The sequence below is a fragment of the Luteitalea sp. genome (assembly GCF_044337415.1).
Taxonomy (GTDB): domain Bacteria; phylum Acidobacteriota; class Vicinamibacteria; order Vicinamibacterales; family Vicinamibacteraceae; genus Luteitalea.
Window position 1 is genome coordinate 1 of record NZ_JBIINP010000393.1, and the last position, 2,613, is coordinate 2,613.

General features: G+C 70.1%; 1 protein-coding gene and 1 pseudogene. Both read right to left on the minus strand.

The genetic code is table 11. From position 1 onward, the window contains the following. Positions 1-1,241, minus strand: a pseudogene (locus tag ACIRDX_RS22755) (hypothetical protein); the annotation flags it as partial. Positions 1,242-1,304: 63 nt separating this feature from the next. Further along, positions 1,305-2,255 (minus strand): DUF1684 domain-containing protein, encoded by a 951-nt coding sequence (locus ACIRDX_RS22760; RefSeq protein ID WP_396627698.1) that lies wholly within the window; start codon positions 2,253-2,255, stop codon positions 1,305-1,307. Positions 2,256-2,613: the final 358 nt, after the last annotated feature.

Sequence of the window (2,613 nt, forward strand, 5' to 3'; positions counted from 1 at the left end):
TTCTTGCGCAGGTACGTGCCCGGCTTCGTCCAGTTCGATTCCTGGATGATGCCGTGGTACATGTCCGCGACGAACACGGTCCCGTCGGGAGCGGTGGCGAGGTTCACGGGCCGGAACAACGGGTCGGAGCTGAGGACGAACTCCGATCCCGGGTACGCGTTGCGCAGTTGCGTGAGCCCGTCGGTGACGCTGATCTTCGCGCGGCGGATCAGGCGCCCGACGGGCTCGGCAAACAGCAGGTCACCGCGGAGATCGTCCGGCAGGCGATGGCCACGGACGATGTCGGGGCCGCAGGTCGCGGTGAAGTGGTTCAGCGTGCCGATGGGGGTCCGCACGCGGGGCATGCCGCCCTGCACGTCCGCGTAGCCCAGGGCCACCGGCCACACCTCCTCGAAGCCCGGCTCGAACTGATCGCGCACCGAGAACGAGCCGTAGTGGATGGGCACCTGGAAGTTCATGGGGCCGCGCTCGCCGCCCGCATCCACGAACCACATCTTCCCGGCATCGTCCTGCGTGAGCCCCCACTGGCCGCCGTTGCGACCGGTGGTCTCCTTCCGGATGCCCGACGGCGTCCAGCGGATGCGGAAAGCGTTGTAGGTGCTGTAGATCCAGTTGTCGAGGCCCCACACGAAGCCGCTCTGCTGGTGCTCGAGATTGCCGCGGCGGCCGACGCCACTGTAGAAGAGCGTCTTGCGATCCGCGACGCCGTCGCCGTCGGTGTCGCGGTACTCGTACATGTCGTCGCTGTCGGTCTCCATCGTGACGATGCTGCCGTCGAGCGGGAGGATGAACCTGGGCAGCACGAGCTTGTCGATGAAGACCGTGTGGCGGTCGTAGGTACCGTCGCCCTTCGTGCTCTCGTGGAGGCTGATGCGGCTGACGGGCGCGTGCTGGTTCGTGCCATCCGCATCGGGCATGTAGCCGCGCATCTCCGCGACGTACAGGCGACCGTTGCCGTCGAAGGCGACCGCCACCGGGTTCTCGACCACCGGTTCGGCCAGCACGAGTTCCATGCGGTACCCGGGGGGCAGGATGAAGCGGCGTGCCTGCTCCGTCGGGCTCAACGCCTGCACCGGGGGCTTCGGCGAGAAGTCGGCGCCCGCATCCGGGTCGCGGCGCCCTCGGGGCGCCTGCGCGGTGAGCGTCAGGGTCGTCAGCAGCCCGAGGGCGGCGACGACCACCACGGCGACACCGCGGCGCGAGGCCTGCGGGGTCGGCCCCTTGAGTAACGACTGTTGCATGTGCCGCTATGGTAGCGCGCCGCACGCCCGGACCGAGCCCCGACCGAGCCCAGGCCTGCCCCCTCAGCGTGAGGCGTGCGCGGCGGGGCCGTCGTAGATCTTCTCGCCGGCGCGGATGGCCACCTTCAGCACGTTCTGCGACGGCGGCGTCGGGCACGTCGTGTACGGGTTGTACGCGCAGGGCGGGTTGTAGGCGCGGTTGAAGTCGATCACGTAGCGGCCGTCTCCCGTGGGCTCGGCGTACACGTAGCGGGTGCCGTACGTCTCGCGCCCGAACGCCGCATCGCGGAAGATGACCTGCAGCCGCCCCTTGGCGGCCGTGAAGACCAGCACCCGCACCTTCCGCCCCTCCCACGTGAATTCCAGCTGGCCGGGCGACTGGTACGGCTCGGGGTCACCGAGGATGTTGCGCACCTCCACGGTCTTCGGCTCCTCGTACGGCTTGAGGGTCGCGACCACGCGCGCCGCCTCCGACGCGGCGAACCACTTCGGCCCCTGGAACCCGATGCGGATCGGCGACTCCGGGTCGCGCACGCGCATCGCGAGGCGGGGCCCACTCTCATGCAGGTGGAACTCCACCTTGCCGACACGCACCTTGTCGGGCGGCGTCGACGGCTGGCCAGGCGCGCCACGCTCCGCCTTCTTCAGCACGACCTCCGCGGGCGCGGGTTCGCCGTTCAGCTGCGCCTGGACGCCGGACTCGAGCCGCAACGTCGCGACGCCGCCGGCGACCACGACCGTGCCCACCTTCTCGGGGGCATGGCCAGCTGGAAGCGGGATGTCGCTGCCCGGCGCGCTCCCGATCACGTAGGTGCCGTCCGGGAGAAACGTGAGTCCGGCGACACTGAGCCAGCCGTAGTCCTCGCGCAGGGTCTGCTCGTACTGCTGACGCCAGTCCTGCACGTCGGGCGGATTGCCCGGAGGGAAAGCGCCAGCGGCGTCCTGGGCCAGCGACGGCGACGCGAGGAGCACGGCCGCGAGTGCGGCGATGGACAACGGACGGAACAGCGTCATGGAGCGATACCGTGGGCGCCCCCGGATCAACCGGGTCTGGCGCCGGAACTCGCGCGGCCTGGCCGGCGAGGTTGTGAGTGAAGCGTCACCGGCGAGGGCCGGCGGGTCAGCAGTGGGGACAGGCGGGAATCAACAACAACAGGCGCAGCGCCGGGCGGCACTGGCGGCACGCATCGACGGCACGCGGAGCGAAGGCGTCGAGGTCATGTGTCGAAGGTAGCGCGGGCCCCAGCGTCGGGCAAGGGCTATGACGCACCTGCGCCACAGCCGCGCCTGCGAGAGAATGTCATGTGCCTGCGTTGCTCGGCGACCTCCTCCCCACCCGGCGTGATGCCTCCGGCGACGACCTGCTGGGCCG